The organism is Psychrobacter sp. PP-21 (assembly GCF_033790785.1).
In the GTDB taxonomy this organism is placed as follows: Bacteria; Pseudomonadota; Gammaproteobacteria; order Pseudomonadales; family Moraxellaceae; genus Psychrobacter.
On sequence record NZ_JAMYEB010000131.1, the window covers coordinates 1 to 251 of the forward strand.

Here is a 251-nt window from a genome sequence, read left to right on the forward strand (position 1 = left end):
GGTCATGCCCTCATCTAAGCTTTTTAAGACTTGTTTGCGATAATCTAGGGAGTAAGTCATGGTTATTTATTGTGGTAGTCGTTTAGTTGATTTATTTTATAACATTTTTGTGGTCAGGTGACTATATCAATAAAGGATTGCATGAGCTGCTTTTGGAAGTCTTTGATGTCATCGAAGCTGTTCATGCTACCAGCCATTTGCTCGGCTAGTTTTTTAATGTCAGATTGAGTCGTCATTGCTTATTCTCCTGT

The 251-nt window shown here is 37.5% G+C and carries 1 pseudogene; it reads right to left on the reverse strand.

Features of this window, described 5'->3' with window-relative positions:
• Positions 1-125: 125 nt before the first annotated feature.
• A pseudogene (locus tag NJD71_RS13885) lies at positions 126-236 on the reverse strand (transposase); the annotation flags it as partial.
• Positions 237-251: the final 15 nt, after the last annotated feature.